Origin of the sequence: Flavobacterium sp., from assembly GCF_017744675.1 — a bacterium.
Classification (GTDB): domain Bacteria; phylum Bacteroidota; class Bacteroidia; order Flavobacteriales; family Flavobacteriaceae; genus Flavobacterium.
On record NZ_JAGIAV010000005.1, the window covers coordinates 292,491 to 318,834 of the forward strand.

Annotated in this window: 22 protein-coding genes; 9 read left to right on the forward strand and 13 right to left on the reverse strand. The window is 34.3% G+C overall.

All coding sequences use genetic code 11. The annotated features are described in order from the left end of the window. Positions 1-51 precede the first annotated feature (51 nt). Positions 52-411, reverse strand: coding sequence for a hypothetical protein (locus J7574_RS18325; protein WP_290971987.1), 360 nt, complete (start codon positions 409-411; stop codon positions 52-54). A gap of 69 nt (positions 412-480) precedes the next feature. After that, on the reverse strand, positions 481-1,314 hold the full coding sequence (locus J7574_RS18330; RefSeq protein ID WP_290971990.1) for an AraC family transcriptional regulator: 834 nt from the start codon (positions 1,312-1,314) through the stop codon (positions 481-483). Positions 1,315-1,417: 103 nt separating this feature from the next. On the opposite strand from J7574_RS18330, the gene J7574_RS18335 reads away from it, so the two are divergent. From J7574_RS18335 to J7574_RS18350, 4 genes are all read left to right on the forward strand, one after another. Next, positions 1,418-2,584: an MFS transporter gene (locus J7574_RS18335; protein ID WP_290971992.1), complete on the forward strand. Its 1,167-nt coding sequence runs from the start codon at positions 1,418-1,420 to the stop codon at positions 2,582-2,584. Between the two features lie 628 nt (positions 2,585-3,212). Then, on the forward strand, positions 3,213-6,455 hold the full coding sequence (locus J7574_RS18340; RefSeq protein ID WP_290971994.1) for a TonB-dependent receptor: 3,243 nt from the start codon (positions 3,213-3,215) through the stop codon (positions 6,453-6,455). A 16-nt stretch (positions 6,456-6,471) separates the two neighbouring features. Continuing rightward, the gene (locus tag J7574_RS18345) at positions 6,472-8,274 is read left to right on the forward strand and encodes a RagB/SusD family nutrient uptake outer membrane protein (protein ID WP_290971997.1); all 1,803 of its coding nucleotides are present in this window, start codon (positions 6,472-6,474) and stop codon (positions 8,272-8,274) included. Positions 8,275-8,311: 37 nt separating this feature from the next. Then, positions 8,312-9,886, forward strand: a complete 1,575-nt coding sequence (locus J7574_RS18350) for a DUF5123 domain-containing protein (RefSeq protein ID WP_290971999.1) — start codon at positions 8,312-8,314, stop codon at positions 9,884-9,886. A gap of 195 nt (positions 9,887-10,081) precedes the next feature. On the opposite strand, the gene J7574_RS18355 is transcribed toward J7574_RS18350, so the two are convergent. The 3 genes from J7574_RS18355 to J7574_RS18365 form a co-directional block, all read right to left on the reverse strand. Beyond that, positions 10,082-10,282, reverse strand: coding sequence for a hypothetical protein (locus J7574_RS18355; RefSeq protein WP_290972004.1), 201 nt, complete (start codon positions 10,280-10,282; stop codon positions 10,082-10,084). Between the two features lie 70 nt (positions 10,283-10,352). After that, positions 10,353-11,273, reverse strand: coding sequence for a helix-turn-helix domain-containing protein (locus J7574_RS18360; protein WP_290972006.1), 921 nt, complete (start codon positions 11,271-11,273; stop codon positions 10,353-10,355). A gap of 1 nt (position 11,274) precedes the next feature. Further along, positions 11,275-11,838, reverse strand: a complete 564-nt coding sequence (locus tag J7574_RS18365; protein WP_290972008.1) for a DUF6642 family protein — start codon at positions 11,836-11,838, stop codon at positions 11,275-11,277. A gap of 169 nt (positions 11,839-12,007) precedes the next feature. On the opposite strand from J7574_RS18365, the gene J7574_RS18370 reads away from it, so the two are divergent. Further along, positions 12,008-12,613: a nucleosidase gene (locus tag J7574_RS18370; RefSeq protein WP_290972011.1), complete on the forward strand. Its 606-nt coding sequence runs from the start codon at positions 12,008-12,010 to the stop codon at positions 12,611-12,613. 95 nt (positions 12,614-12,708) lie between these two features. On the opposite strand, the gene J7574_RS18375 is transcribed toward J7574_RS18370, so the two are convergent. Then, the gene (locus J7574_RS18375) at positions 12,709-13,092 is read right to left on the reverse strand and encodes a hypothetical protein (protein ID WP_290972014.1); all 384 of its coding nucleotides are present in this window, start codon (positions 13,090-13,092) and stop codon (positions 12,709-12,711) included. 325 nt (positions 13,093-13,417) lie between these two features. On the opposite strand from J7574_RS18375, the gene J7574_RS18380 reads away from it, so the two are divergent. Next, positions 13,418-15,232 carry a glycoside hydrolase family 2 protein gene (locus J7574_RS18380; protein WP_290972017.1) on the forward strand — a complete coding sequence of 605 codons (1,815 nt, stop codon included), beginning with the start codon at positions 13,418-13,420 and terminating at the stop codon, positions 15,230-15,232. A gap of 67 nt (positions 15,233-15,299) precedes the next feature. On the opposite strand, the gene J7574_RS18385 is transcribed toward J7574_RS18380, so the two are convergent. Beyond that, complete coding sequence (locus J7574_RS18385) at positions 15,300-16,472, reverse strand: MFS transporter (RefSeq protein WP_290972020.1); 1,173 nt, start codon at positions 16,470-16,472, stop codon at positions 15,300-15,302. Continuing rightward, entirely contained in the window at positions 16,469-17,389 is a 921-nt protein-coding gene (locus J7574_RS18390) for an alpha/beta hydrolase (protein ID WP_290972023.1), read from the reverse strand. The genes J7574_RS18385 and J7574_RS18390 overlap by 4 nt, the downstream gene beginning before the upstream one ends. Before the next feature lie 95 nt (positions 17,390-17,484). Between J7574_RS18390 and J7574_RS18395 the strand changes: the two genes are divergently transcribed. The 3 genes from J7574_RS18395 to J7574_RS18405 all read left to right on the forward strand — a co-directional run bounded on the left by J7574_RS18395 (position 17,485) and on the right by J7574_RS18405 (position 19,140). Continuing rightward, positions 17,485-17,868, forward strand: a complete 384-nt coding sequence (locus J7574_RS18395; protein WP_290972026.1) for a helix-turn-helix domain-containing protein — start codon at positions 17,485-17,487, stop codon at positions 17,866-17,868. Positions 17,869-17,958: 90 nt separating this feature from the next. Then, complete coding sequence (locus tag J7574_RS18400) at positions 17,959-18,588, forward strand: MgtC/SapB family protein (RefSeq protein WP_290972029.1); 630 nt, start codon at positions 17,959-17,961, stop codon at positions 18,586-18,588. A gap of 12 nt (positions 18,589-18,600) precedes the next feature. Further along, positions 18,601-19,140, forward strand: coding sequence for a GNAT family N-acetyltransferase (locus tag J7574_RS18405; RefSeq protein ID WP_290972032.1), 540 nt, complete (start codon positions 18,601-18,603; stop codon positions 19,138-19,140). A 41-nt stretch (positions 19,141-19,181) separates the two neighbouring features. Here the strand turns inward: J7574_RS18405 and J7574_RS18410 are convergent, their stop codons facing one another. The 5 genes from J7574_RS18410 to J7574_RS18430 form a co-directional block, all read right to left on the reverse strand. Further along, complete coding sequence (locus tag J7574_RS18410; protein ID WP_290972035.1) at positions 19,182-20,021, reverse strand: DUF4249 domain-containing protein; 840 nt, start codon at positions 20,019-20,021, stop codon at positions 19,182-19,184. A gap of 4 nt (positions 20,022-20,025) precedes the next feature. Further along, positions 20,026-22,644: a TonB-dependent receptor gene (locus J7574_RS18415; RefSeq protein WP_290972038.1), complete on the reverse strand. Its 2,619-nt coding sequence runs from the start codon at positions 22,642-22,644 to the stop codon at positions 20,026-20,028. Between the two features lie 99 nt (positions 22,645-22,743). Then, on the reverse strand, positions 22,744-23,586 hold the full coding sequence (locus tag J7574_RS18420) for a FecR family protein (RefSeq protein ID WP_290972041.1): 843 nt from the start codon (positions 23,584-23,586) through the stop codon (positions 22,744-22,746). A gap of 270 nt (positions 23,587-23,856) precedes the next feature. Then, positions 23,857-24,378 (reverse strand): sigma-70 family RNA polymerase sigma factor, encoded by a 522-nt coding sequence (locus J7574_RS18425; RefSeq protein WP_290972044.1) that lies wholly within the window; start codon positions 24,376-24,378, stop codon positions 23,857-23,859. A 281-nt stretch (positions 24,379-24,659) separates the two neighbouring features. Continuing rightward, positions 24,660-26,240: an arylsulfatase gene (locus J7574_RS18430; protein WP_290972047.1), complete on the reverse strand. Its 1,581-nt coding sequence runs from the start codon at positions 26,238-26,240 to the stop codon at positions 24,660-24,662. Positions 26,241-26,344 lie beyond the last annotated feature (104 nt).

The following is a 26,344-nucleotide window of genomic DNA, read 5'->3' on the forward strand; positions in this document are numbered from 1 at the left end:
AAAAAAATTGATTTCAAAAAGGCCCAATATGGGCTGTCATAAATACAATAATTATATTTTCGGCTTCAGCCAAATAGAAGTAAATCCAGAAGAAATAGTAGAATTACTATAAGAGGAAATAGCATTTTTTAAAGAAAAATTGAAAACATCATTCTCTAAATCAAAATCATTTGAATTTAAAATAACAAATTGCAAAGCAGAAGTCGTACAGCCAGAATGACGGCATTTTCCGTCACAATTGTGTTTTTCTTGTTTTGAAGTTTTCTTTTCGCAGCATTTTTTAGAACAGCTGTTTTCTTCTTTAGAAGCAATTTCTTTATGGTGTCCAGTATGGCATGCGTAAGTATAACTCGGATTCAAAAAGAAACTAAGTGTTATAAAAAGCAGCATTATGTGGATTTTCTTTTGCAAAGAAATTGTTTTTGAAGTACAAATTTAGCTAAAAATATTTGAGGAAATTACTTTTTAAGATTTCGATAACTACAATTTCTTAAAATCTGTTGGTTTCATGTTTTTTCGTTTCTTGAAATAATTCGTCAAATGGCTTTCGTCTGTAAAACCAAATTCAAAAGCAATTTGTTTAATCGGCAACTGATTGTTGTGAAATCTTTTTTCGATTAAAGTCATTCTTAAATTATGAATGTATTCGCGATAACTAATGCTGAATGTTCTTTTAAAATAAGCGCTGAAATAGGTTTGTGCTATATTAAAATGCTCTGCAATCACTTTTATCTGAACCAGTTTTGGCTGATAAATATTCTGATGAATATAGTTGGCAATTTGTTCTGTATCTAAATGTTTAGATTGCATTTGTAGATTCATGCAACGAAGCGTTTCTTTAATTAAACCAAAAATGGAAAGAATCTGATAGAAAACAATTGGCGATGAAGTGACATCAATATATTGATCGTAAGTAACAATATTTTCGACTGTATTTTTTAATATTGTTTTGCACGGTTCGTCAAATTTTAAAACGGTTTCTTTTAAGATTTTATCTCGCATAAAACTTTCCGGAGTATTTACTAAAAACTCATCGCAAGTTAAATTCTGTTTCGAATTGAAATAATTATCTGTGAATTTGATAAAAATGAATCGCGTACTTTTCTTTATGTCAAAATAATGTTCGTCGTCTGGTGAAATAACAAATAAGTCTCCAGCTTTATAAGGTAAAAGGTTATTATTCAAGTGATGAACGCCGCTTCCTTTCTTTATATAAATGATTTCATAATACGTATGAGTATGCGGAGGAAGATGAAATTTCTCTTCTTCAAATTCATCAAGCACAAGCGTTTTAAACTGATTTAATTTTGGCATAACTTAAATGTACAATTTTATGTCACAAATTTACAACTTTTTTTAAGGATAACGGCGTTAATTTTGCATCGTAGAAATCTATTCCTTTCTACACTAGATCAAAATGAAAAAAAGTCTTATTGCACTCTCTTTAGGAGGGTTAACTATTGGTATTACAGAATTTGTAATGATGGGATTACTTCCAGACATTGCCTCAGATATGAAAGTTTCAATTCCAGTTGCGGGTTATTTAATTTCGTCTTATGCACTTGGAGTTGTTATTGGAGCGCCTTTATTAGTAATCGCAGGAAGAAATTATGCACCTAAAAAAATGCTCTTAATTTTAGCTTTAATGCTAGCAGTTTTTAATGCATTGTCAATTATTGCTCCAAATTATAATGTTTTATTTGCTTCTCGATTTTTATCTGGATTACCGCATGGCGCATTCTTTGGAGTGGGAGCGGTAGTCGCAAGCCGTTTGGCTGATAAAGGAAAGGAAGCGCAGGCAATCTCGATAATGTTTGCTGGCTTAACTATTGCGAACTTGATTGGTGTGCCAATCGGAACTTATATAGGTCACCATTTTATTTGGCGCTATACTTTTGTACTAATTGCTATTGTTGGATTGTTGACTCTTTTGGCAATTTATTTATGGATGCCCAATCTTGAAAAAGGGGAAAGTGTCAATATGAAAACACAACTTCAATTCTTCAAAAAAAGAGAAGCTTGGTTAATTATCGGAATTACTGCAATTGGTTTTGGAGGTTTGTTTGCTTGGATCAGTTATATTGCCCCTTTATTAATTAATGTATCGAAGTTTTCGCCAGAAGATGTTTCTTCAATTTTAATCTTAGCAGGATTAGGAATGGTTGTCGGGAATTTTGTTGGAGGAAAATTAGCTGATAAATATTCGCCAGCACCAACCGTTCTTGCGTTACTATTTGTAATGGTACTTGATTTGCTGATGGTTTACTTTTTCTCTTTCAATCAATATATGTCATTGTTTTTAACATTTTTAACAGGGGCAATTTCTTTCTCAGTTATTGCCCCAATTCAAATGCTGATGATTAAAACAGCTAAAGATGCTGAGATGATTGCTTCAGCAGCGCTTCAAGGAAGTTTTAATATTGGGAATGCTTTGGGAGCGTTTCTAGGAGGATTGCCTTTAGCAGCAGGTTATAATTTTGCTTCGCCAAATCTTATAGGTATTACAATGGCCGTAACTGGAATGGTTATTACCTTCATATTGATGAGGTTACATCAAAAACAATTGGAGTTTCAGCGCATCTAATATATTAAAATTTAGCTTTTATAGGCCCTTAACGTTTGTTAAGGGCTTTTTTTATGCCTTAACACATCTAAACTTATAGTCAAAATTACCTTTTCTTTTCTGCAAAGGTTTCTATTTATAGGTAAAATCATTATAAATTTTGGCTTCCAAATTAAATTTCTGCTCTTTCTTTAGTTTTAATTTAACTTTTTAAGTGTAAAATAAACACCTAATAATTCCGTAATTATTATTCATGTAATCGATTGTTTTTTTTGTAAAAATCAAATCAAATCAACGATTAATAATAATATTTTTAATATTTTAAATCGAATTAAATTATACATGTTGCATAAAAAGGCGGTAAAATTTTTATTATGTAATTTTTTTTAGGATTTTTTTGGGAAATTTTATTTTTGGTTTAAAAAAAATATCTATGTTTGTGTAATCGATTACAACTTTTTTTTTCAATGTTCGAAATCGATTAAGTGAATAAAGTAAAATTAGAAAGGGATAAAGCCTTTTGTTGAGATATAAATAAAATATTGTTAAAATAAAATCGTGAATAATAACTAAAAAATGAATTGAAAGTAACCACAAAAAACCACCTAAACCCAAAAGAAAAAACTTTTAATAACTTAAACAATCAACCATGAACTTTAAAGAACTATTAAACAAAGGAGCAAATTTTTGCTTTAAACTTGTTTTCTTACTGTGCTTATTGATCGGTAGTCAAGTACATGCACAGGGCACAACGATAGAGGGAACCGTGAAGGATGCCGCGGGACTTTCTCTCCCTGGGGTAAACGTCTTAGAAAAAGGAACTAAGAACGGAACTTCTACCGATTTTGACGGGCATTACAAAATAAAGCTAACGAATCCGAAGGCGGTATTGACCTTTTCTTTTATTGGATTTCAAAGCATTAATGTTTCTACAGACGGAAAGACTAAAGTAAATGCAACATTGATTGAAGATGCTAATAACTTAAATGAAGTTGTTGTAATTGGATACGGAACTTCTAAAAAATCTGATTTGACAGGAGCTGTATCTACGATTTCGGGTGCTGATCTAAAAAAAGTACCAGTAGCCAATGTAGCTGAAGCTTTAACTGGTAGAATTGCCGGTGTGCAGGTAACTGCTGCTGAGGGATCTCCAGATGCAGATATTAGAATTAGAGTTCGTGGTGGTGGTTCTCTTACTCAAGATGCTTCACCTTTAATTATTGTGGATGGATTTCCTGTGAACAACATGAATGACATTTCTTCCTCTGATATTGATACCATGACCGTTTTAAAAGATGCGGCTTCAACTGCAATTTACGGATCACGTGGTGCAAATGGGGTTATTCTTATTACAACAAAAAAAGGAAAAGACGGAAAAATTGCTGTGAACTTCAATATGTTTTACGGTATGAAAACGATGGCTAATGAAATAGATGTTTTATCGCCTGAAGATTATACGAAGTGGCAATACGAATATGCTTTGCTTTCTCAAACAGGAACAAAGGTGCCTTCTGATCCAGATTCTTATACTAAGTATTTTGGAAATTGGCAAGATCATGATATGTACAAAGGATTGAAGGGAGATGATTGGCAAAAGCAAATTTTTGGACGTAGAGGTGAAGTTCAAAGCCGTGATTTAGGAATTAGAGGCGGAACAGATAAGCTTAATTATAATTTCAATTATGCTCATTATGATGAAAAAGCTATTATGATAGGTTCAAATTATAAAAGAAATAACCTGGCATTAGCTTTAAAAAGTAAATTAAACGATAAGATTGACATTGGTTTTACTATGCGTTATTCGGATACAGAGATCGATGGCGGTGGTGTAAATGAGCAAAATGAGAAATCTTCATCAGATTCTCGTATGCGTACTATTGTTGGGTATGCACCGCTTCCTGTGCCAGGTTTGACTTCAGACGACGTAACTGGAGATGGATCTGATATATTGATAAATCCTTTTAAATCTGTTTCAGATAACGATCGTCAGCAGTTTCGTAAAAACTTTAATATGCTAGGAAGTTTTGGATGGGAGATTGCAGACAATTTAAAATTGAATGTGGATTTAGGTTTGGATAATTTTAATACTCAAGATTATCGCTTTTACGGACTTACAACTTATTATGTAGCTAATGCGCCAGTAGGTGCTTTACAAAATATGCCTGCAATGATTATGTCTGATACTAAAGACAGACGTTTTAGAAATGCTAATACATTAAATTACGATTTCAAAAAAATAATGGGAGAAGATCATCATTTGACTGCTCTTGTTGGAGAAGAAAATATTACTTATGAGTCAAATACGGTAACTAATACGATTCACGGATATCCTAAGTTTTTTGATTTTGATCAGGCAAAAAAATTAACAACGCAAGGAACTCCTCAATCTGTTGACAACTACTACAGCCCAGATGATAAATTATTATCATTTTTTGGACGTGCAAATTATGACTACAAAAACCGTTACATCCTTTCGGCTACTTTTCGTGCAGATGGTTCTAGTAAATTTTTAGAGCAAAATCGTTGGGGATATTTCCCTGCTTTTGCAGCAGGATGGAAAATCTCCGAGGAGAACTTCTTAAAAAATAAATCTTGGCTAAGTCTTTTAAAAGTGAGAGCAAGTTATGGTGAGGCAGGAAATAATAATATACCTGTTGGTCAGCAAATTCAAATTTTTCAATCTACAGCAACATCATGGATTAATGGAGTTACTAGTGTTTGGGCACCTTCGAAAACGATGCCTAATCCTGATTTGAAATGGGAAACAACAGTAACTCAAAACTTTGGTTTGGATTTCGCATTTTTCAAAAACCGTTTGAGTGGGAATTTTGATATCTATAAAAATATTACGAGTGACTTATTAATTAATTTCCCAGTTGCAGGATCTGGATATGATTTCCAATATCGTAACATGGGAGAAACACAAAATAAAGGTTTTGAGGCTACAATAAATGTTGTTGCTATTGAAAAGGCTAAGTATGGGTTGAACTTTTCATTCAATATGGCAGTAAATAAAAACCGTATTAACTCATTAGGAGTAATGAATGATTTTGGAGCTTCTACCGGTTGGGCTTCTTCACAAATCGGAGATGATTATCTGATAGCTGTTGGTTCTTCATTAGGTACTATGTATGGGTATAAAAATGATGGAAGATATGAAGTTTCAGACTTTGATTATGTTGGAGGGAAATATGTTTTAAAAAGTGGTGTAGTTAATACATCTACTTCTTTAGTGGGAGACGGAAGCGCTCTTAAACCTGGAGATATGAAATTAAAAGATATTAACGGAGATGGCAAAGTAGATGTAAATGATAAAACAGTTATTGGAAATGTTAATCCTAAAAGTTCAGGTGGTTTTATAATCAACGGAAATGCTTACGGATTTGATTTAATGGCAGCTTTTAACTGGAGTATTGGTAATGAAGTGTATAATGCTGATAAAATTGAGTTTTCAACAGCAACAGCTTCAGGAAGATATAAAAACTTAAATTCTACAATGGCCGATGGAAAGAGATGGACAAACTTAGATCCTGCAACGGGTCAATTGGTAACAGATCCTACGGCGTTGGCAGATCTTAATGCTAATACAACAATGTGGTCTCCATATATGAGAAGCGCAATATTTACTGATTGGGCAGTTGAAGATGCATCGTTTTTAAGATTAAATACTTTAACATTAGGATATTCAATGCCTGAGATGTTTACCTCTAAACTTGGAGTTTCTAAATTGAGATTTTATTTGACGGCAAGCAATGTTTTTGTTTGGACAAACTATTCGGGTTCTGATCCGGAAGTTTCAACAAGAAGAAAAAACCCGCTTACTCCAGGGGTCGATTCAAGTCCTTATCCAAGAAGCAGGCAAATGATTTTTGGGATGAATCTTAATTTCTAATTTAAAAGACTACAAAATGAAACATAAAATAATAATAGCAGGATTGATTATTTCGGGTCTATTTAGTTCTTGCCAGCAATTTGAAGATGACTATTTAGATGCGCCTGCACAATCAACATTGGATGCTTCTATAATTTTCTCTACAGCGGGACTTGCAAAAGGAGCTATTGACGGAATAAAAGTGCCATTTGCTGAAACAAACTCTTACAGAGGAAGATTTTTACCTTACTACGGATTGAATACAGATGTAGAATGGTATAATACCTCTCAAACTGCAGGTGATAAAGCAGATTTATGTGTTTACGATGCTAAGCCTACTAATACAGAAATGAACACTACCAATAATGCTTATGCAATGATGTATTCAGGTATTGAGCGTGCAAATGTTTGTATTCAAGGGATACGTCAATATGGAAATCCGTTGCCAGGAACAGAAATGGGACAATTATTAGGAGAAGCTTTAACGTTACGAGCAATTTATTATGCTGACTTACTTAAATCTTGGGGAGATGTTCCAGCTCGTTTTGAGCCGATTACCAGTGCTACTTTATATTTGCCTAAATCAAGCAGAGATATTATTTACAAACAATTAATTGCAGACCTTGGGGAAGCTTCAACATTGGTGGCTTGGCCAAATGAAACGTCTTACACGAGTACAGTAGAGCACGTAAATAAAGCTTTCGTAAAAGCCTTTAGAGCACGTTTGGCTTTGGCTGCAAGCGGTTACCAGCAATATCCTGATGGTGTGCGAAGAAGCAATGATCCAGAACTTTCAGTTGCTAATATGTATGCACTGGCATTAAAAGAATCCCGTGAAGTAATTCAGAGCGGTTCTGCTCGTTTAGAATCTACTTTTGAGGGATTATGGCGAAAGTATAATGAAGAAAATACTGCTGCAGGAGGAGAGTCTCTTTGGGAACTTCCTTTTTCTGATGGACGCGGAAGAATGTTATTCACTTTTGCAGTAAAACATACCGCTGCTTCCGATCAGTTTCAAGCTAACGGAGCTAATCGCGGTGGCGTAGCAGGTCCGTTACCATTTGTTTTCTATGATTATGATCAAGCTGATACACGAAGAAATGTTACTTGTGTGCCTTATAAATATGGTGCTGCGGTTAATGGTATTGCTAAACAAGAATTAGGTTCTCTAGATACTTGGTATTTTGGTAAATATCGTTATGAGTGGATGAAACGTTATGTAACGTCTACAAATGATGATGGAGTTAATAAAATGTACATGCGTTACGCTGAGGTACTTTTAATTGCTGCTGAAACTGCAAACGAATTGGAAGGGCCTAGTGCAGCGGCGCCTTATTTAAAAGAAATCAGAAGAAGATCATTTGCTACAGCTGCTCAGGCTGTAAAAGTTGACGCTTATGTGGATGCATTAACTAGTAAAGAAGCAATGTTTAATGCTCTTGTCGAAGAAAATAAATTTGAGTTTACGGGTGAGATGGAGCGTAAACAAGCACTTATTCGTTGGAATTTGCTTAAAGCAAACTTAGATAAAGCAAAACAAAAAATGGCAGAATTATCTACGCGTAGTGGGCAATATGCCGACGTACCAGCAACTTTATATTATAAATATCAATCGGATAACGTTAGCTTAGATATCTATGGGCTTAATCGCGGAGAAACTGCAAATCCTGGGGCAGCATATTCATCTACTCCATGGACTTGGACAGGAACAGCCGCCGATGCTAAGATAGCCTCTCTTTATAAAGTGGGAGTTAACCCTGATAACAGACAATTTTGGCCAATATGGCAAGTGTTTATTGATGGAAGTAATGGGCAATTAAAAAATGATTACGGTTATTAAAATTTTTCAAAGAATTAATAATAAACAATAAATTATTATGATGAAAACAAAATATATGTTTAAAGGATTAATAACCATATTACTTCTTTCAATTGCAATTTCAAGCTGTGAAAGTTATAATGAAGCGTTATTAGACAATATAGGAAATACAAGAGAATTTTCGCCAATTGGACTTACAGCCAAGATTAGAAATTCAACTACGGTTGAATTGAATTGGACAGTAAAAACAGAAGAAAACCCAGATCATTATGTAGTAGAATTTAGTGCAGATGATCCTAGCTTCTCAACCATTTATAAAACTATAAATGTTTCGGCTTCTGAACTTCCTATTCAAGTAGCACTAGAAGGAGAAACGGTTTATTCTATAAGAGTAAAATCGGTAAGCGCTGCTGGTTTAGAAGATTCTAAATGGTCTGTAACTACTGCAACAACATTATCAGAACAAATAATGTTCCCGGTTCAAGATGCGGATATTGAAGCAACTAAAGTTACATTAAGATGGGTTCCAAATAGCGCAGTAACACAAATTACTGCTATGCCTGGAAATATCGTGCATACTGTTACAGCGGCTGAAAAAACAGCTGGTGTGGCTACTCTAACAGGCTTAACACCTGAAACTGCTTATACAGCAATTTTACTAAATGGGACTAAGAAAACAGGTAATGCAACATTTACGACAGGAATTGATATTGGAACAGGAATACTAGTTAAATTAGGAGATGATGTGCTTCAAAAAATTGCTAGCGCACCTTCTGGATCTGTTTTAGTTTTCATGCCTGGTGATTATACAGCTCAAACAGGAACAATAGCAGTAAATAAAACATTAACATTAAGAGGTTTGAGACCTGGTGATAAACCAAAACTTAAATTTAATTTCACACTTGCAAACAATCCTAGCAATGCAAGCGAAGTAGTTAATTTCTCTTTAATTGATATCGATTTAAGTGGAGCAGGAACAACTGGTGGTGCCATTACAATTGGTACAGCAGCCACTACACAATTGGGAGATGTTTTAATAAGCGGTAGTTATATTCATGATTTCCCATCTCAGTTAATGTACGGAAATGCATCAGCAAAATTAAAATCGTTCACTGTTGATAATAGTATTATTAAAAATGTAAATACTGCTTCCGGTGCTGATTTTATCGATTTCAGAACTGCTTATGTGGCAAGTGTTTCTTTAACAAAAAGTACATTCGACACTTGTTCTTCTCGTGATTTCATACGTTTAGATGCGGCTACAGGCTTGACAGGAACAGGTTTAACAAGTAATGTGGTAATTGATGCTTGCACAATATATGCTCCTACATTACCGGCAGCAAGTAGGATTTTGTATGTACGTTTTGCGACAAATGTATTAGCAGTTCGCAATACTTTATTTGCAGTTGGATCGGCGGTGTATACAAATAATACGGCAACAAGTGCTCCAACCTTCTCGAATAATAATAATTATAATTCGTCAGGCTTGCAGCTTACAGGAAGTAATAATAGACCAGATGCTTCTGCAACTACATTAGATCCTCAATTTACTAATGCATCAAGCGGTGATTTTACAATTAAAAATCAAACATTAATGGATAGAAAAGTTGGAGACCCTCGTTGGATTAAATAAAAAATCGTGGTTGATTAAATAGAGAAAAGCGGGATGTAATTTAGTTTGCAATCCCGCTTTTTAATTTTGATGCTCGCTTCCAATTTTAATTTAGTTGCAGCAGAAACTGAAAGTTAAAAAATCATTGAATGTAGGATCGTTTCAAAACTTTGGTTTTTAGTGCGATTCCATTAAAAAATAAAAGGATTGTAAAAGTTATTCTAATTCGATACAATCGAAAATAGTATTGTTTTGAAGTAGCTCAGCAACATTCAATTCGCTGTCTACTCTTAAAATATTATCACAATCTTCAAGGTCAAAATTCCATTGAGATTCTGGTAATAATTGATTTAGTAATGCAGAGGCCGATTCGAATTTGGTCTGATTATCAACGGAAGTTTTAAAAACATAAATCATAATTTGCATTTTTGAGGAAGCAAATTTCTGAAAAACACTCACATATTTGTTAGGATTCTATAATCAATAATTAGGACTTATCAATCATTTTTCGGTATCGAATAGGAGAAATCCCTTCTGTTTTTTTAAAAAATCGGCTAAAGTACGATTGATCTTCAAAGCCTACTTGTGTTGCAATCTCGCCTACCGATAGAGTAGTTTGAAACAATAAATATTTGGCTTCTAATAATATGTTTTCGTCAATCCATTTTACGGCAGATTTTCCCGTTACGGTTTTGACACATTTATTTAAATGGTTTGGAGTAACATTTAGTAAAGAAGAATAATAATTAACCTGATGTTGGGTTTTTATATGGTCATGAATCAATTCTTTGAACTTTGTCGTAATGGCTTCAGCCGCCGAAATGCTTTTAGAAGTTTTTACAGCATTCTTATTCATTTCATAAAACAGCGTGATCAAATAAGACTGCACAATATTCAAATCGGCAATAGTGGTTTCCGAATATTCCTTTTTCAATCGTTCCAAGATATTGGTAATTGGTGCAATATCTTCTGGTGCTAATTTAATTTTTGGATTTCCTGAAATTTTTAGAAAATCAAAATCATTCAGCAGTTCGCGGCTGCCGTATTTTCGAATCAAAATATCAGGATGAAATTGGCAGACATAACCTTTGTGGATATTGTTGACATTATCAAGCGAAAAAATCTGACCAGACGGAATCATTATCATTTCGTTATCGGTCGTAATAAATTCCTGATAGCCCAATTTCATAGTATGCTTTCCTGAAGAAATAAAAATTAAAGTGTGGCAGGAATGTTTAGAAGGAGGAACAGGATGCTGCATATGCATCATTTCTTCGATTTCGAGACAGAAAAAATGGTCCGAGTTTGACTTGAAAAGCAAATGGATAGGATTGTCTTCTCCTAAAAACTTTTCTCGAAAACCTTTTGGATTATAGGTTTTTATTTTCTCTGCCTGCTTCTTTTTCATTTTAATAATATAATCTAAAATCGAGCAGTTTGCATAGATTGTAATGTTTGGTATAAAGATCTTCGACTACTTCAATTAAATTGTCATTTTCTTGGTACAGACTAAAAAACGCTTTATCAATAGTGCTGCAGCTGGCAATTTTATTATATGTTGAGCCATAGCCAGAAATCGCTCTTGCTCCAGTTATGTCTAGGAAATACTGTGCTTCTTCTTCGTTTAAATCTAAAACTTTCAAATTGGCAAAATGAATAATTTTACCTTTCATTTTCCCTTCAAAAAGCTCGGCAATTTCTTCTATGCTGTAATAATAATCATGAAGGCATATATTATTTTGCTGTCCAGGCATTGCAAGATAAATGATTTCATAATCTTTAAAATTGTGATCTTCATAAAGCAGAATGTTCAAGCTTTCCTCTAAACCTTCAATGGTGTCGCAAGTTTTATGAATGCTAGAAATGCCCTGGTCAATTGCCAATTCTTCCAGACATTTTACCACATTGGTAGCGGTATGATCGTCTATATCGCGAACGCCTTCCAGGCAGAAAATAAATTTTTCATTATCCATGCAGTCTTTCTTTCTGGTTTTAATCTTTTGATGGTTTTAGCAAATGTATTTTTTATAAAATAAAATTCAGCATCAAAAGCAGACTTTAACGTGTTTTTTGGATTTTAAATTTAGGTTGGAGCCACGTAAATTTTTAAGCTTATTTTTGTATACCGAAAATAAATTATGCATGATACAAATTAATCAGACCGCATCTTTTGCAGTTGAAGATATATTATTCTGTTTTGCTCTAGAATCTGAAGCAGCAGAAGTTTTTAAAGGACACAATGTTTTATTTACCGGAATCGGAAAAGTAAATGCCGCTTACGAATTGACGAAAGAAATCCAAAAGAGAAGACCTTCTGTGATTATAAATCTTGGATCGGCGGGAAGCAGCTGTTTTCAAAAAGGCGAAGTAATTTGCTGTACCAAATTTGTACAACGAGATATGGATGTTCGAGGTTTAGGATTTGCTCAATTCGAAACGCCACTCTCTGGTTTGCCTCCAGTTTTAGAATATGGTTTGTTGATGGACAACTTACAAGAAGGAATCTGCGGAACGGGAGATAACTTCGAAATGGAACATTGTTCAGACATGTATAATGTGGTAGATATGGAAGCTTATGCTTTGGCCATGATTGCCATGAAAGAAAATATTCCATTTTTAAGTTTAAAATACATTTCAGACGGAGCCGATGACAATGCCGCCGAAGATTGGACGGTTCAAGTTCACAAAGCAGCAATTGCTTACGGTAAACTCTTAGGTTTGATAGAAGAGACTGAAGCCATTTCTTAATTGAAGTGGCTTTTTGTTATACTTTGCGGTCACGAGCGGGACGCTCGCGCTAGCAGGGGGAGACATTTGCACAGCTTTTAAGTTGAACTTATTATTTACCTTTTTGATTTTCGATCTATTAAATTTTGAAAATATACGGTATAATCAAGTACCACTTTTAGCTTACTATCTTTGTATAAATTAATATAAGTTAGACCTTTAATTTTAACTATTGAATCACCAACTTCTACTTCGTCCCAAAAACTATTTTCTAATGAAACACTGCTATTGTTTGTAAATCTTAGCATTGGAGTACAATGTTGAGATGAATCAATATATTTTTCGATTACAATACCAGAGTATGATTCTTCTTTTCTGTTTTCAAGTGCTCTTTTATAAAAAGCTTCATTTCCTGAAAGATAGTTAGCCAAAAAAATAACCGCAACCAATAGTATTGCTAAAACTAACAACTTTAAAATATTTTCTTTACTTTTTAACATCTTATTTTAAAAATTCTAAATATGTTCTAGTTATTGACCTATGTTAGCACAATCGTTTCGCTCGTGGGTACAAAGAAAATTAAATCTTATGAGTTATAAAGCAAAATTAACTTTAAAGACAAGGTAGGAACATAAATAAAAGAACCATTCTATTATGGCTTTTTTTATATGAAAATTACAATATAAGCATTATAGTCTAAAAACTGATAAGTATTTGATGAGTTATTTCGTAGAAATGGATGAGGTTGATTTAGTACCGCTTTAAAGAAACTTTTTAACTTTATAGAATTCATATTTTACTAACTAAAGACCTTTTTAAACCAAAATGATTTTAACTACTAGAAAGATGATAATGCTGTGTTGTGCTTTTCTTTTAATTGGAAAAACAATAGCACAAGAAATTCCATTAGTGACTAATATTGCAGCTAGAAGCAACATTACGTTAAACGGAAAATGGAGATATATTGTAGATCCTCTCGAAAACGGCTATTACAATTACCGCTTGGAGCCTTTTAAAAACAACGGATTTTTCGAAAATAAAAAATGGAACACCACAGAATTAAGCGAATATAATTTTGCAACCTCAGCAGTTATGGATATTCCGTCAGATTGGAATTCGAAAGATCAAAGATTGTTTTTTTACGAAGGAACAGTTTGGTTTCAGAAAGATTTTAATTATAAAAAAGATACTAAAACCAAAGGGATTCTGCATTTCGCAGCTGTTAATTATGATGCGAAAGTCTATGTAAACGGAAAAATGGCAGGAACACATGTTGGCGGTTACACACCTTTCAATTTTGATGTAACCGATTTATTAGTCGACGGAAATAATTTCGTAGTAGTAAAAGTCGACAATAAACGCCATAAAGACAATGTCCCAACAGTAAACATGGATTGGTGGAATTACGGCGGAATCACCAGAGACGTGACTTTAGCTCAAGTTCCGAGCACGTATATTGAAGATTATCTGGTTCAATTGGATAAAAAAGAAAAAGGTAAAATTTCGGGCTGGATAAAATTGAATAATGAAACGGGAAATCAGTCAGTTTCAGTTTCTATTCCGGAATTAAAAATCAAAAAAAGTGTTACGACTGATGCAAAAGGAATGGCGTATTTCGAAATAAGAGCCAATCCAGTTTTATGGACACCTGAAAAACCAAAATTATATGAGGTGACCATAAGCAAAGCAGATGAAAATATTGTAGATCAAATTGGTTTTAGAACTATTGAAACCAAAGGAAAAGAAATCCTTTTAAACGGAAAAAAAGTCTTTTTGCGTGGAATAAGTATTCATGAAGAAGCACCTTTCAGATCAGGAAGAGCATGGTCTGAGCAAGATGCAATTACTTTACTGACTTGGGCAAAAGAGTTGGGTTGTAATTATGTTCGTTTGGCACATTATCCCCACAACGAAAATATGGTAAGACAAGCCGAAAAAATGGGACTAATGATTTGGTCTGAAGTTCCCGTTTATTGGACGATTTCTTGGACAAATCCAGATACGTATGCCAATGCAGAGCATCAATTGCACGATATGATTTACAGAGATAAAAACCGATGCGGAATTGTAATTTGGTCTATTGCAAACGAAACGCCGCATGGTGATGATCGAGATCTTTTCTTAAGCAAATTGGCAAAATATGCTCGAACGCAAGACAACTCTCGTTTAATTAGTATGGCGATGGAAGTTACTTCAAGCTCCAATAATATTAATACACTTCATGACAATATGAATGAATATGTAGATATAGTGAGTTTCAATCAATATTTGGGTTGGTACAGAGGAACAAATGAATCTTGCAAAGACATGCAATGGGTAATTCCGTATAACAAACCCGTTATTATAAGTGAATTTGGAGGCGAAGCTTTGCAAGGTCTTCACGGCGATAAAAAAGAACGCTGGAACGAAGAATATCAGGAAGAATTATACATTCAAAACACACAGATGTTCAATCGAATTGAAGGTCTGGCCGGAGTTTCTCCTTGGATTTTAGTCGATTTTAGATCACCAAGAAGACAATTGCCAAACATTCAGGATTTCTTTAACCGAAAAGGATTAATTTCAGATCAAGGAATTAAAAAGAAAGCTTTTTATGTCATGAAAGATTGGTACGCGCAGAAAGAGAAAGAATATAAGTAAGTTTTAGATAAAGTGGAAAAACCTTCAGATTCAATTTGAACCTGAAGGTTTTTTTATCAAACTTATTCTAGACTATAGAATTGCTAGTTTGCAGGAGTTCATTGCTTTTCTCCAAATATCTTCGAATGATTATCATTGAAAATGCCAATATACCAAAAACAAGAGTAAGCCAAGGCGTGTATTGAACACCTTTTGTAGCAATAATCCATCCTCCAATTGTTGTTCCTAATGTAATTCCCATATTTCCGAATGAAGTAGCAAGGCTATTGGCAAACTCTAAAGAATTGGGAGCTGATGAAATCATATAAGTCGAAGCATTTAAAAAACTTGGCGAATATAAAAATCCCCATAATGCAATAACGAAAATTACAGCTATGGTATTGGTGCCTGAAAAATGCAAAAATATCGGAATGAGAATAGTGCCAGACAAAAACAATGCGGTCGTATTGGTTATATTTTTATTCAACATTTTTCCAGAAAAACGATTGGCGATAATTCCAACAATGCCAAATAAAAGCAGCATATAACTAACCATTGTATTGTCCATCCCTTTGGCTTTATTAAGATATTCGGCAAAATAACTATAAGTAGAAAACCATGCTGAGATCATGAAAAAATTCATAACCGTGCTTATAATAAATGTAGGTTGCTTCAATATTTTTAACTGACTGCCATAAGATTTTTTCTCTCTTACAGGCATATTCGGAAGGAAAAAATAAACAACAAACAAAGCAATAAGACTAACAATAGATTGAATAACAAATGAATATTCCCAAGACAATTTACTAGCGAGCCAAGTTGCAAACGGAACAGTAGAAACCATTGCAATGGCTACTCCACTAAAAACAATGCTCATTAGTTCGTTTTCATTCTTTTTATCTCCTTTTGAAACGGCTACAGATAAAGCCGTGGCAATATAAACAGGCTGTAAAAATGCAGGCAATATTCGTACTAGCATTAATAGCCAAAAAGGAGGAGAAAATGATGATATAATTCCGGTAAGAAGAAAAATGGAGATTGCTGTTATCATTATTTTTTTACGATCAAAACCCGAAACCAATAAAGTCATAAATGGCCCTGTCAATGCAATGACCAAAGCAAAGGCACTTAGAAGCATTCCAGCTCTGTCAATCGAAATATCGTAGTGTTCTGCTATTTGAGGTAAAATGCCAATAACACCAAACTCGGTAGTGATAACGGCTATAAATCCTAAACATCCTATATAAGCGTATTTTTTCATTTTGTAGAATTGTATGTTTTAAAAAAATCAACCATGTCTTGCATTACAACTTTAGCCTCTGGAATAAATCTGCCCATTTGAAAAAATCCATGCGTAGTTCCTTCGTATAAATTAAGCTTTACTGTTACTTCTTTTGCTTTCAGTTTTTCAGCATATTCAATTGCTTCATCTCTCAAAGGATCATATTCGGCAACGGCTATAAATGTTGGAGGCAATGTCTCTAAATCATCTGCTAGTAAAGGAATAGCATCAGGATTATTTTGATTTTTTATTGCTGGCAGATACCAATTCCAAGCCTGAATACCGCCTTCTAAATTTAATAACGGGCCATTCTGAAATTCATTCCAAGAAGCTGTTTCTAAAGAATTGTCTGTAACCGGGTAAATAAGTAATTGTGTTTTAATTTTTTTACGGAATTTTCTAGTAATTGTAGCTGCTAAAGCACCTCCAGCACTATCTCCAGCAATAGAAATGTTATCTGCATTGATATGAAGTGAAGAAGCATTCTCTATAATCCATTCCACAGCAAATTCACAATCGTTTAGTCCAGAAGGGAAAGGATGTTCGGGGGCAAGTCTATAATCTACTGAAATAATAGTGGCTTGTATAAGATTGGTGAATTGGCGCAATGGCGTATCATGAGAATCAAGACTTCCGGCATTGAACCAGCCTCCGTGAAAATAAATAATGACAGGAAGATTTTCGGCATCATTGGGGCGATAAATTCGTAACCGAATTGAATGTTCCTCTCTTGATATAGTTTGTTCTTCGATTTGAAAAACAGTTTCTTTTTCTCCTGCTAATGGAATAAATTTTTCGTAAAAAAGCCTTCCTGTTTCCCAAGAAGTAAGATTTGTTGGAACTTCAATGTCTTGAATAAAAGCTAATGTCTTATGCACTTGTTCTGATAAATTCATGTTATTTGTTTTAAAATAGGCAACAAACTTATAGTGTAATCATTAATTTTGCGTAGTACGCATCTAAATGTGTGGTACTAACAATTTTGTAAGTAATGGGAAAAAGAAAAGAAAATTCAACTAATATGTTGAACGAAAGTTATATTATGGAGAGCTGCAATCTAACTTATGCGGTATGTAAAATTGGAGGCAGATGGAAACTGCTTATTCTCTGCAAACTTGAAAACGGAAAGTTGAGGTTTAGTGAATTGCGTAATCAAATAAGCGGCATTACTGAACGTATGCTTACGCTCCAGCTTCGTGAGTTAGAAAAAGAAGCATTAGTCAAAAGAACCGTACACCCCGAAGTTCCTCCAAGAGTTGATTATGAGTTAACAGATATTGCGAAGGAATTAGTGCCAATCTGGTGCCAATTAAGCGAATGGGGTGCAAAGCATAAAGAAATAATTCTCGATAAATTGATTAAAGTAGAATCTTAGAGAAACCAAAAGCCTTCAAAGTCCTATTGATTTTGGAGGTTTTTTTGTGTTTTTTATGTAATTTTATTTGAAAAAATACGAAGACTTTAAATGGAAATAGAAATTATCATAAGATTGCTTTTGGCGGCATTTTGGGGAGCTTTAATTGGTGCCGAAAGAGAATATCGGGGAAAAGCTGCCGGGCTTCGCACCACCATAATGATTTCTGTTGGCGCTTGTTTCTTTACCTTAATGTCCGAATGGATTGGCGGACCAGGAAATCCAGACCGAATTGCTTCTAATATTGTCACAGGATTAGGTTTTCTTTGTGCGGGAGTAATCTTTAGATCAGACAGTCATGTAAGCGGTATTACTACTGCAGCCGCAATATGGTCTGTTGCGGCAGTTAGTATGGGAGTAGGAGCGGGGTATTACTTTGCTTCGGCTTGTGCGGCGCTTATGATTCTTTTAATTCTAACGATGCTAACCGTTCTTCAGGATAAAATTGACCTTATCAACGAACATAAAGTGTTGCGAATAACTTTTAAACGTTCCGATAATGGACACGAAAGGTGCAAGGAACTTTTTTCTGCTTATGGTGTAAAATCAAAACTGATGACACAACGCCGTAATCTAGATCATGTTGTTTTAGAATGGCAAATACACGGTTCTAAACATGCTATAGAATCTTTGTATGCGTCGCTTTTGGTAGAACCAATTTTTGAAGAGTTAGTGTTATAAAAATAAAAAATAATGAATTTTAATTTACAACCCATTTTAGAAAATGACCTTTGCATTCTATCTCCTTTAGAAGAAACAGATTTTGATGCCTTGTATCAAGTAGCTTCCGATCCTAAAATTTGGGAACAGCATCCAAACAAAGACCGATGGAAAAAAGAAGTTTTTGAAAAGTTTTTTGAAGGAGCCATAGAAAGCAAAGGTGCTTTTAAAATTATAAACAAAGAAACTGGAGAAGTTGTCGGAAGTACAAGATTTTATGATTACAATCCTGAAGATGATTGTGTTTTTATTGGTTATACTTTTTATGCTGTTTCATGTTGGGGAAAAGGTTTTAATTTAAGCGTAAAAAAGACAATGCTGGATTATCTTTTTGAATATGTTTCTAAAGTTAGATTTCATATTGGCGCAGAAAATATCCGTTCACAAATTGCAATTTCAAGAGTAGGAGCCCAGAAAATAGCCGAAGAAGAAGTGGCTTATTTTGGTGAAAAACCAAAATTGAATTTTGTGTATGAAATCGATAAAGCAGATTGGAAAAGACAAAAGCCTTAAACATCACGTTTAAGGCTTTTGTCTTTTTATGGATAACCATTTTATTTTACTACATAAGGAACCTGATCGGCTTCGCAAAGTCTAAAATAACCGAATGCATAATTATTAATATCACTCGTATTTACAATGTTTCCTCTAATGCTTCCTGGAGGAACAGAAAACGGATTCGAAACAGAAGCTTCCAGAATTAATTTCCAATAATTATAGAAATTTTTAGAAACTCCTCGATGCGTAATTGTTACCGTGTTTCCAGGTTTCATTTTATCTTCATGAGAGTATCTTGTACTGATTTCGTTTCCGTTAAGGAATTCATCATTTGTGATTCCATATTCTGGGTAAATCAAAAATGAACTTTGATAATCGGTTACATAATAATTGACCTCATCTGCTGGATCATTATAATAATAAGTCAGTTCAATGATATCTTTTCCGCTAAAATCAGGAACAATATTTTGCTCAATTTTAGTAATTGGAGTTACAGAAGTCAGTTTTTCAACTGCTGTGAAACTTTGTCCTTCGGCAGTAATAAACAATTTATAATCGGCATTTAGTACTGGAACAAAATTAGTGCATTTATAAACTCCAGCTTCAGTTTCGTTAAAAGTAAAAACATCCCCGCTGCCGTTTTCTATTCGTACTTGCGCGCCCGAAACTTTTGGTGTAGAATTGTTGTAATAAGGAGCTGTTTTACTAATTTTTATAGTTTGCTCTTTTCCATCAGTTCCTTTTTTCCAGATAATTTCAGCATCGATTACCAGTTTGGTTTCGCCAGTTGGCAAATCTAAATTAACGACTTCTTCGCATGAAGCGAAAGAAAAAACAAAAAGAAGACTTATTAATGCCAGTGCTCTGTTCATCATATATTTTTTCAATTTATTCATAGCATTAAAATTTAAAATTATAAGTAACTCCAGGTACAATTCCGAAAATCGAAAGTCTTCTGGTTTCATTTGCGCCTGTGTCTTCATTGGTTGTAAAACTCATAGAAGCAGCATTTTTTCTGTTGTAAACATTGTAAAGGCTAAATACCCAATAGCTCTGCCATCCTTTCTTTTTGTCTGGTTTTGGCGTGTACGTCGCAGCCAGATCAAGATGGTGGAAAAGTGGCAATCTGTTTTCATTTCTCAAAGAATAATTTGGAACATGAATGCCGCCCATTTCGTAATATCCATTAGCATACGTTACCGGCTGGCCAGATTGTAAAGTGAAATTTCCATTAAAAGACCATTTCGGATTCAGCTCGTAACTTCCTACAATGCTTAAATTGTGCAATTTGTCATATCCAGATAAATACCAGTTTCCATTTGCAATTCCCGGTTCTTCTGGAGTTCTTCCTGGTGTTTTCTGTTCAGCTCTTGATAAAGTATACGAAACCCATCCGGTGAAAACTCCTGTATTTTTTCTAAACAACAATTCCATTCCATACGATCTGGCTTTTCCGTTTAGAATCACCTGCTCAATATTGTTGTTAGCCAAAATATCAGCGCCGTCAATATAATCAATACGATTTTGAACATTTTTATAAAATAATTCGGTTTCTAAAGAGTAATCTCCATCTCTGAAATTTCTAAAATAACCCATAGCGTACTGATCCAAAAGCTGAGGTTTTGTAAACGGTCCGCTTGGAGTCCAGATGCTCATTGGCAATGGAGATTGCGTGTTGGATAAAATATGAATGTACTGTGCCATTCTGTTGTAACTCGCTTTTATAGAATTTTCGTCATTAAAAGCATAAGACAAGGCAGCTCTCGGCTCAAAATTATTGAACTTACTGATCGTCTTTCCTTTTCCGTAAGAGATACTCCCGTTTGGAGTTCCTTCTTCGTAAATATTGTACAACGGGTTATACACTACAGCCTGACCATTTTCATAAGTGCTGATCTTTTCGTCTCCTAAACGGTAAAACATACTATAACGTAGTCCGTAACGGAAAGTCAGTTTTTCTGTAATTTGATTTTCAAAATCAACAAAGGCAGAAGCTTCTAAAGCATATTTTTTATCCAGCTGCATGTAATTAAACTGCGAATTTGGAGAAGTTGGCTGTACAACTCCAGGATTGAAATTATAATACAAACCATCGATACCGTAATTGATTTTAAATTTCTCAGACTGCTGGAAATTCCAATTGTATTTCAACCCGTAACTCTGAATGTTGCTGTTCCATTTGAAGGTTTCAATCGGAATTTCTAGATTAAATCTGTAATCACTATAGAAGGTAGATAAATTGCTGTTTAAACGGTCAGAAAATTTGTGTTTCCAGCTTAAAATTCCCATTGTGCTTCCGTAAGTACTCGCAAAACGATCGTTAATATCAAATACATCATTCCCGAAATAACCAGAAAACGAAAGCGTGTTTTTGGCATTAAAACGATAATTCAATTTTGTATTTAAATCATAAAACATAGCCGAATTATTATTATCAGCCAGTTTCATAAATAAATGAGCATAAGAAGCACGACCAGAAAGAATAAAAGAGCCTTTTTCTTTTTGTAGCGGACCTTGAACTAAAAGTCGGCTTGAGATAATTCCGATTCCTCCATTTACTTTATATTCTTCAAAATCTCCCGTTTGTTGCGTAACATCTAGTACCGAAGAAACGCGACCTCCAAATTTTGACGGAATTCCTCCTTTATACAAATCCAAACCATTTACAATATCAGCATTGAAAATAGAAAAGAATCCAAACATATGCGAATCTGCATAAACGGGAGCGCCATCCAGAAGAATTAGATTCTGATCGGCTGCACCACCACGAACGTTAAAACCCGAAGAAGCTTCTCCAGCATTGGTAACTCCAGGAAGCGTCAAAATCGATTTTAAAGGATCTGGTTCGCCCATTGCAACTGGAATTTTCTTGATTTCCTGCATAGAAAGCTTGTTCACACTCATTTGTGTAGTTTTAATGTCAACCGCTTTATTGTTCATTACAATAACTTCTCCCAATTGCTGGCTATCAGCATCGACATTGAAATTGACTTTGGTGTCGTCTGATACAGAAACTCTTTTTTCTTCATTTTTAAATCCAACATAACTCACCTGAACGGTATAGCTTCCGTTTGGAACTTCAATACTGTATTTTCCGTTAGCATCTGTTATAGCGCTTGTTTCCAATTCTTTAATGTAGATATTAGCGCCAATAACCGGTTGTCTTTCGTCATCTAAAACATGCCCAGTCAGCTTACTTTTTTTTTTGATAGGCTTTTGAACTTGAGCTTTCTGTTTCACAAAAATATTGCTGCCTACGATGGAAAATTGCACAGACGAAGTTTGGTTCAATTCTGCGATAAGCTTGCTGATGTCGGTATTTTTGAAAGTGCTTTTTTGAGTAAAATACTTTTTATTAGTATCAATTTGGTCAGTAAAAGCAAATTTAAAATTGGTTTGACTTTCAATCTGTTTAAAGAATTCTTTTAAGGTTACATTTTGATCTACAGTTACGGTAACGCTTTGAGCAGACATACACAAACTGAATAAAAAAAAGCACGCTGAAATTATATGCTTCATGAATTTTTGTATTTTTGAATATTATTAAATGGATAACTTAATGTTATCCTGAACATTAGGAGGATGTGTAGTTTCGCGGCTTGCATCCTTTCTTGTTTTTCATTGAAAAGTGATCTCTTTTAAATCTTCATTTATTTCAAAGTTTAGGTTATACATTTCTGATAATAATTGTAAAATTGTCTTTAAATCTTCTTTTTTATTGATTCGGATCGTAATTTTCTGATCCTGATTTTCTTTCGGAAGACTCACTTTATATCCATACGTTTCTTCGATATAAAGGCTTACAGTAGAAAGTTTTTGGTTGTCAAAATCTATAAATGGGCTGAATTCTGTAACTGAAGCCGTTTGGTTTCCGTAGGTGAATTTTTCTCCAGGTTTCAGTATCCATTTTTGGGTCTTGCCTTTTACATTCATCTGAACGCTTCCTTCAAAAAGTTCTACTGTCACTTCTTCATTTTTAGATTCTTTTACTATAAAAGAAGTTCCTAAAACGGTAGTTGTAGTTTCATCACAGAAAACCTGAAAAGGATGCTGTTTGTCTTTTTTAACTTTAAAATACGCTTCACCACACATTTGGATTTTTCTGTTTAAAGCAAAATCGTTTCCGTAAATAATTTTAGAATTTGGAGCCAATTCTACTCTTGAACTGTCTGGCAAAAAGACAAATTTTATTACCGAGGTTGTATTTTCAATCGTATTCTCGGCAACAACAGCACTTTCAGCCAAAGTTCCATTGTTGAAATAAATTCCAGTTCCGATAAGCGCAAAAAGTAAAACCGAAGCAGCGGCGTAAAGATGCCAAGGCTTAAACCTTCTTTTCTTTTCTGCAAAAGTTTTAGCATGAAATTCTTCCCACGAATTTTCTTTTACATCATCTGAATGTGAATCGGGAGTTTCGTTCCATAATTTTTCAAACTCTTCATCAAAATTTTCCTTGTTCATAATTTTTTAGGTGTTAAAGCTTTTTGCAGTAAAATCCTTGTTTAGTAAAAACACCATAAACCATTTCTTTGATTTCTCTATTCGTTTCGATTCTAAGAATTCTTTCGCGATTTTTGAAATCGAAATTTATAATACAATCTGAAATAACGAACTGTAAAAGAGCCACAAGTAAACTTGCATCTTTTTTTGTTCGAACATTAGTTTTATAAGCTTCAATGTGCATTTTTTAGTCCTTGTTTTTTAGTATAACAAACGAGAACTAAAAAGTTCCTAATGGTTTTCGATTTTTTTTCGAATAAATTTACTGGCGAGATAAATATGATTGGCAATGGTCTTTTCAGAAAGATCCGTTATTTCTGCAATCTCCTTATAGCTAAGGTTTTCCAGTTTGTGTAAAGTGAATATTTTTTGTTGTTGCTCCGGAAGCTGATTTATGAAGTTTTGCAATTTTTCTTGTCGTTCTTCAAAAATTCCTGAATCTGATTCTTCCTGCGGCAGGTCAACTTGAGTAGGATCAAGCTGCACTATTTTGTTTTCTCTATTAACGTGATTGATGATGAGGTTCTTGCAAATAACAAATAGCTGTTTGTCTAACAAAACATCCTCGTTAAGCAGTTCTCTTTTATGGTATAATCTAATGAAAGTTTCTTGAACAAAATCTTCGGGAGTAAATACAGAAGAATTAAATCGTCGAGCAATATTTATTAGTTTATCATAGTAACTGAAGTAAACCTCCTTGAAAGCTGCCTCATTACCTTTTTTTAAACTTAAAATAAATTTTTTATTGTCCATAACGAAAATATCGTGACTAGCTTCCTAGTCTAAACTCATTGGTTTCAATATTATTGTATTCAGAAATTTGAGCAATCTGAAATCGGGAATGTAATAAGTTACAAAGAACCGTAATTAAATTTAAGATTGGACGCTTTTGCTAAAGAAATGTTACAAAAGAAGATTATTTTTATTAAAAACCCCATTGAACATTTTTGTTTAATGGGGTTCTTTTATTGATAATCACAAGTTCTAGCTTTTAAACAAAGAATAATTAATGCTTTTGCGATTGATATTTAATTTTATTTGAATCCTTCGGGAATCATTTCTCTTAAACCTTCACCAAATGGGATATACTCTTTGTTAGGATATTTTTTTATGTCTTCTAAAAATGGAATAATGTGTGAAGCAAAATACATTCCTGCCCATCCATTATCAGTTCCGCTATAACGACCTGGAGAAGTTTGATTGCCACCGTTTGGAGCAGCACCATTAAAGGTCATGTCATATTGTTCTGAAGGATCCCATAATAAATCATAAGTCGCAGCAACTCTCAGTGTTTTATCTGTGCCTAGCCAAGTGTCTTTTGCTGTAAGAGCAAATTTGAAATTTTTTACGCGAACAGCACCCAGGAACTGACTGGCAAAATAAAAGAAATCGGTTCGTTTTCCAGGACCCGTACCTAATAAAGAAGCACTAAGATCAATGCCATCAAATACAATTGAAGATCCATTGTTGTCTTTCCAGATATGAGTTGGAACTGGCGCGCCAATAATTGATGCAATAGTTGGCCACCAATCCATATGAGAAAACATATCAGTATTCAATGAACCAGCTTTAATATGACCTGGCCACCACGCAATAGCCGGAACGCGGAAACCGCCCTCATAGACAGAACCTTTCATACCTCTAAATGGGGTATATCCAGCATCTGGCCATGCATCTAACCATGCACCATTATCAGTTGTCCAGATTATCAAAGTGTTTTGGTCAATTTTTGCATCACGCACCGCTTGTATAATTTGTCCGCTATTATCATCAACTTCCATTAAGGCATCAAGATATTTTCCGCCTCCAGGAGATTTTCCTTTCCAGCGTGGAGAAGGATTATTTGGATTGTGTACTTTTTCGAAACAAACCGTTATAAAAAATGGATTTTTATCTCCCGAATGTTTTTTAATATAATCTACCGTGGCAGTTCTAATATCATCATCAGCTGTGGCTAAATCGTCAAAAGTGAATTTCTGTTTTTCAGCCTTAGCCGCTTGCCCTGCTTTGCCTTCAAAAACACCTAGATTAATCGTATTCCATACTTTCATGAACTCGGGATCATCAGACGGAAAGTTAGGATGTAATTCCTTGTTGTCATACGCATAAACTCCAGCGTAATAAGGTAACATATGAATCATTTCATCATAACCATGAGAGGTAGGATAATTGGCTTGTTTATCTCCTAAATGCCATTTTCCTGTAAACATTGTGCTATATCCAGCTTTTTTGAACATTTCGCTAATGGTAGGAGTTTCTGCACTTAGACCATTAGGATCGCCAGGTGCCAGTACAGAAGAAAGTGCCGTTCTGATCGGGATACGTCCCGTGATAAAAGAGGCACGGCCAGCTGTACAACTCGCTTGTCCATAATAATTTACGAATCGCATACCTTCTGCAGCCATACGATCTAGATTTGGAGTTGGAGCGCCTCGCATAACACCTCCGCCGTAACATCCAAGATCTCCCCAGCCAACATCATCTGTCATAATTACAATTACATTGGGGGCTTTTTTCTGCGCAATGAAAAATTGAGGCAGAAGCAACATTAATAGCAAACTAATTTTAGTAATCAATTTGTTAAAACCATCGGACTGAGAATTTCTGATTTTCATAATTGTAATTATTTATTAAAGATTAAAAATTGATTTTTTTTCACGAAAAAGTGATTTGATTTTTTGAACAGAAAAAATCAAATTCAGGAATTTTTTAATAATAA

Bases quoted from the DNA above. Each gene is read 5' to 3' on its own strand.
- J7574_RS18335 (WP_290971992.1), top strand. From the start codon at position 1,418: ATGAAAAAAAGTCTTATTGCACTCTCTTTAGGAGGGTTAACTATTGGT.
- J7574_RS18330 (WP_290971990.1), bottom strand. From the start codon at position 1,314: ATGCCAAAATTAAATCAGTTTAAAACGCTTGTGCTTGATGAATTTGAA.
- J7574_RS18370 (WP_290972011.1), top strand. From the start codon at position 12,008: ATGATACAAATTAATCAGACCGCATCTTTTGCAGTTGAAGATATATTA.
- J7574_RS18375 (WP_290972014.1), bottom strand. From the start codon at position 13,092: ATGTTAAAAAGTAAAGAAAATATTTTAAAGTTGTTAGTTTTAGCAATA.
- J7574_RS18365 (WP_290972008.1), bottom strand. From the start codon at position 11,838: ATGGATAATGAAAAATTTATTTTCTGCCTGGAAGGCGTTCGCGATATA.
- J7574_RS18430 (WP_290972047.1), bottom strand. From the start codon at position 26,240: ATGAAAATCAGAAATTCTCAGTCCGATGGTTTTAACAAATTGATTACT.
- J7574_RS18390 (WP_290972023.1), bottom strand. From the start codon at position 17,389: ATGAATTTATCAGAACAAGTGCATAAGACATTAGCTTTTATTCAAGAC.
- J7574_RS18385 (WP_290972020.1), bottom strand. From the start codon at position 16,472: ATGAAAAAATACGCTTATATAGGATGTTTAGGATTTATAGCCGTTATC.
- J7574_RS18420 (WP_290972041.1), bottom strand. From the start codon at position 23,586: ATGAACAAGGAAAATTTTGATGAAGAGTTTGAAAAATTATGGAACGAA.
- J7574_RS18400 (WP_290972029.1), top strand. From the start codon at position 17,959: ATGGAAATAGAAATTATCATAAGATTGCTTTTGGCGGCATTTTGGGGA.
- J7574_RS18340 (WP_290971994.1), top strand. From the start codon at position 3,213: ATGAACTTTAAAGAACTATTAAACAAAGGAGCAAATTTTTGCTTTAAA.
- J7574_RS18350 (WP_290971999.1), top strand. From the start codon at position 8,312: ATGATGAAAACAAAATATATGTTTAAAGGATTAATAACCATATTACTT.
- J7574_RS18380 (WP_290972017.1), top strand. From the start codon at position 13,418: ATGATTTTAACTACTAGAAAGATGATAATGCTGTGTTGTGCTTTTCTT.
- J7574_RS18410 (WP_290972035.1), bottom strand. From the start codon at position 20,021: ATGAATAAATTGAAAAAATATATGATGAACAGAGCACTGGCATTAATA.
- J7574_RS18415 (WP_290972038.1), bottom strand. From the start codon at position 22,644: ATGAAGCATATAATTTCAGCGTGCTTTTTTTTATTCAGTTTGTGTATG.
- J7574_RS18395 (WP_290972026.1), top strand. From the start codon at position 17,485: ATGGGAAAAAGAAAAGAAAATTCAACTAATATGTTGAACGAAAGTTAT.
- J7574_RS18405 (WP_290972032.1), top strand. From the start codon at position 18,601: ATGAATTTTAATTTACAACCCATTTTAGAAAATGACCTTTGCATTCTA.
- J7574_RS18360 (WP_290972006.1), bottom strand. From the start codon at position 11,273: ATGAAAAAGAAGCAGGCAGAGAAAATAAAAACCTATAATCCAAAAGGT.
- J7574_RS18425 (WP_290972044.1), bottom strand. From the start codon at position 24,378: ATGGACAATAAAAAATTTATTTTAAGTTTAAAAAAAGGTAATGAGGCA.
- J7574_RS18355 (WP_290972004.1), bottom strand. From the start codon at position 10,282: ATGATTTATGTTTTTAAAACTTCCGTTGATAATCAGACCAAATTCGAA.
- J7574_RS18345 (WP_290971997.1), top strand. From the start codon at position 6,472: ATGAAACATAAAATAATAATAGCAGGATTGATTATTTCGGGTCTATTT.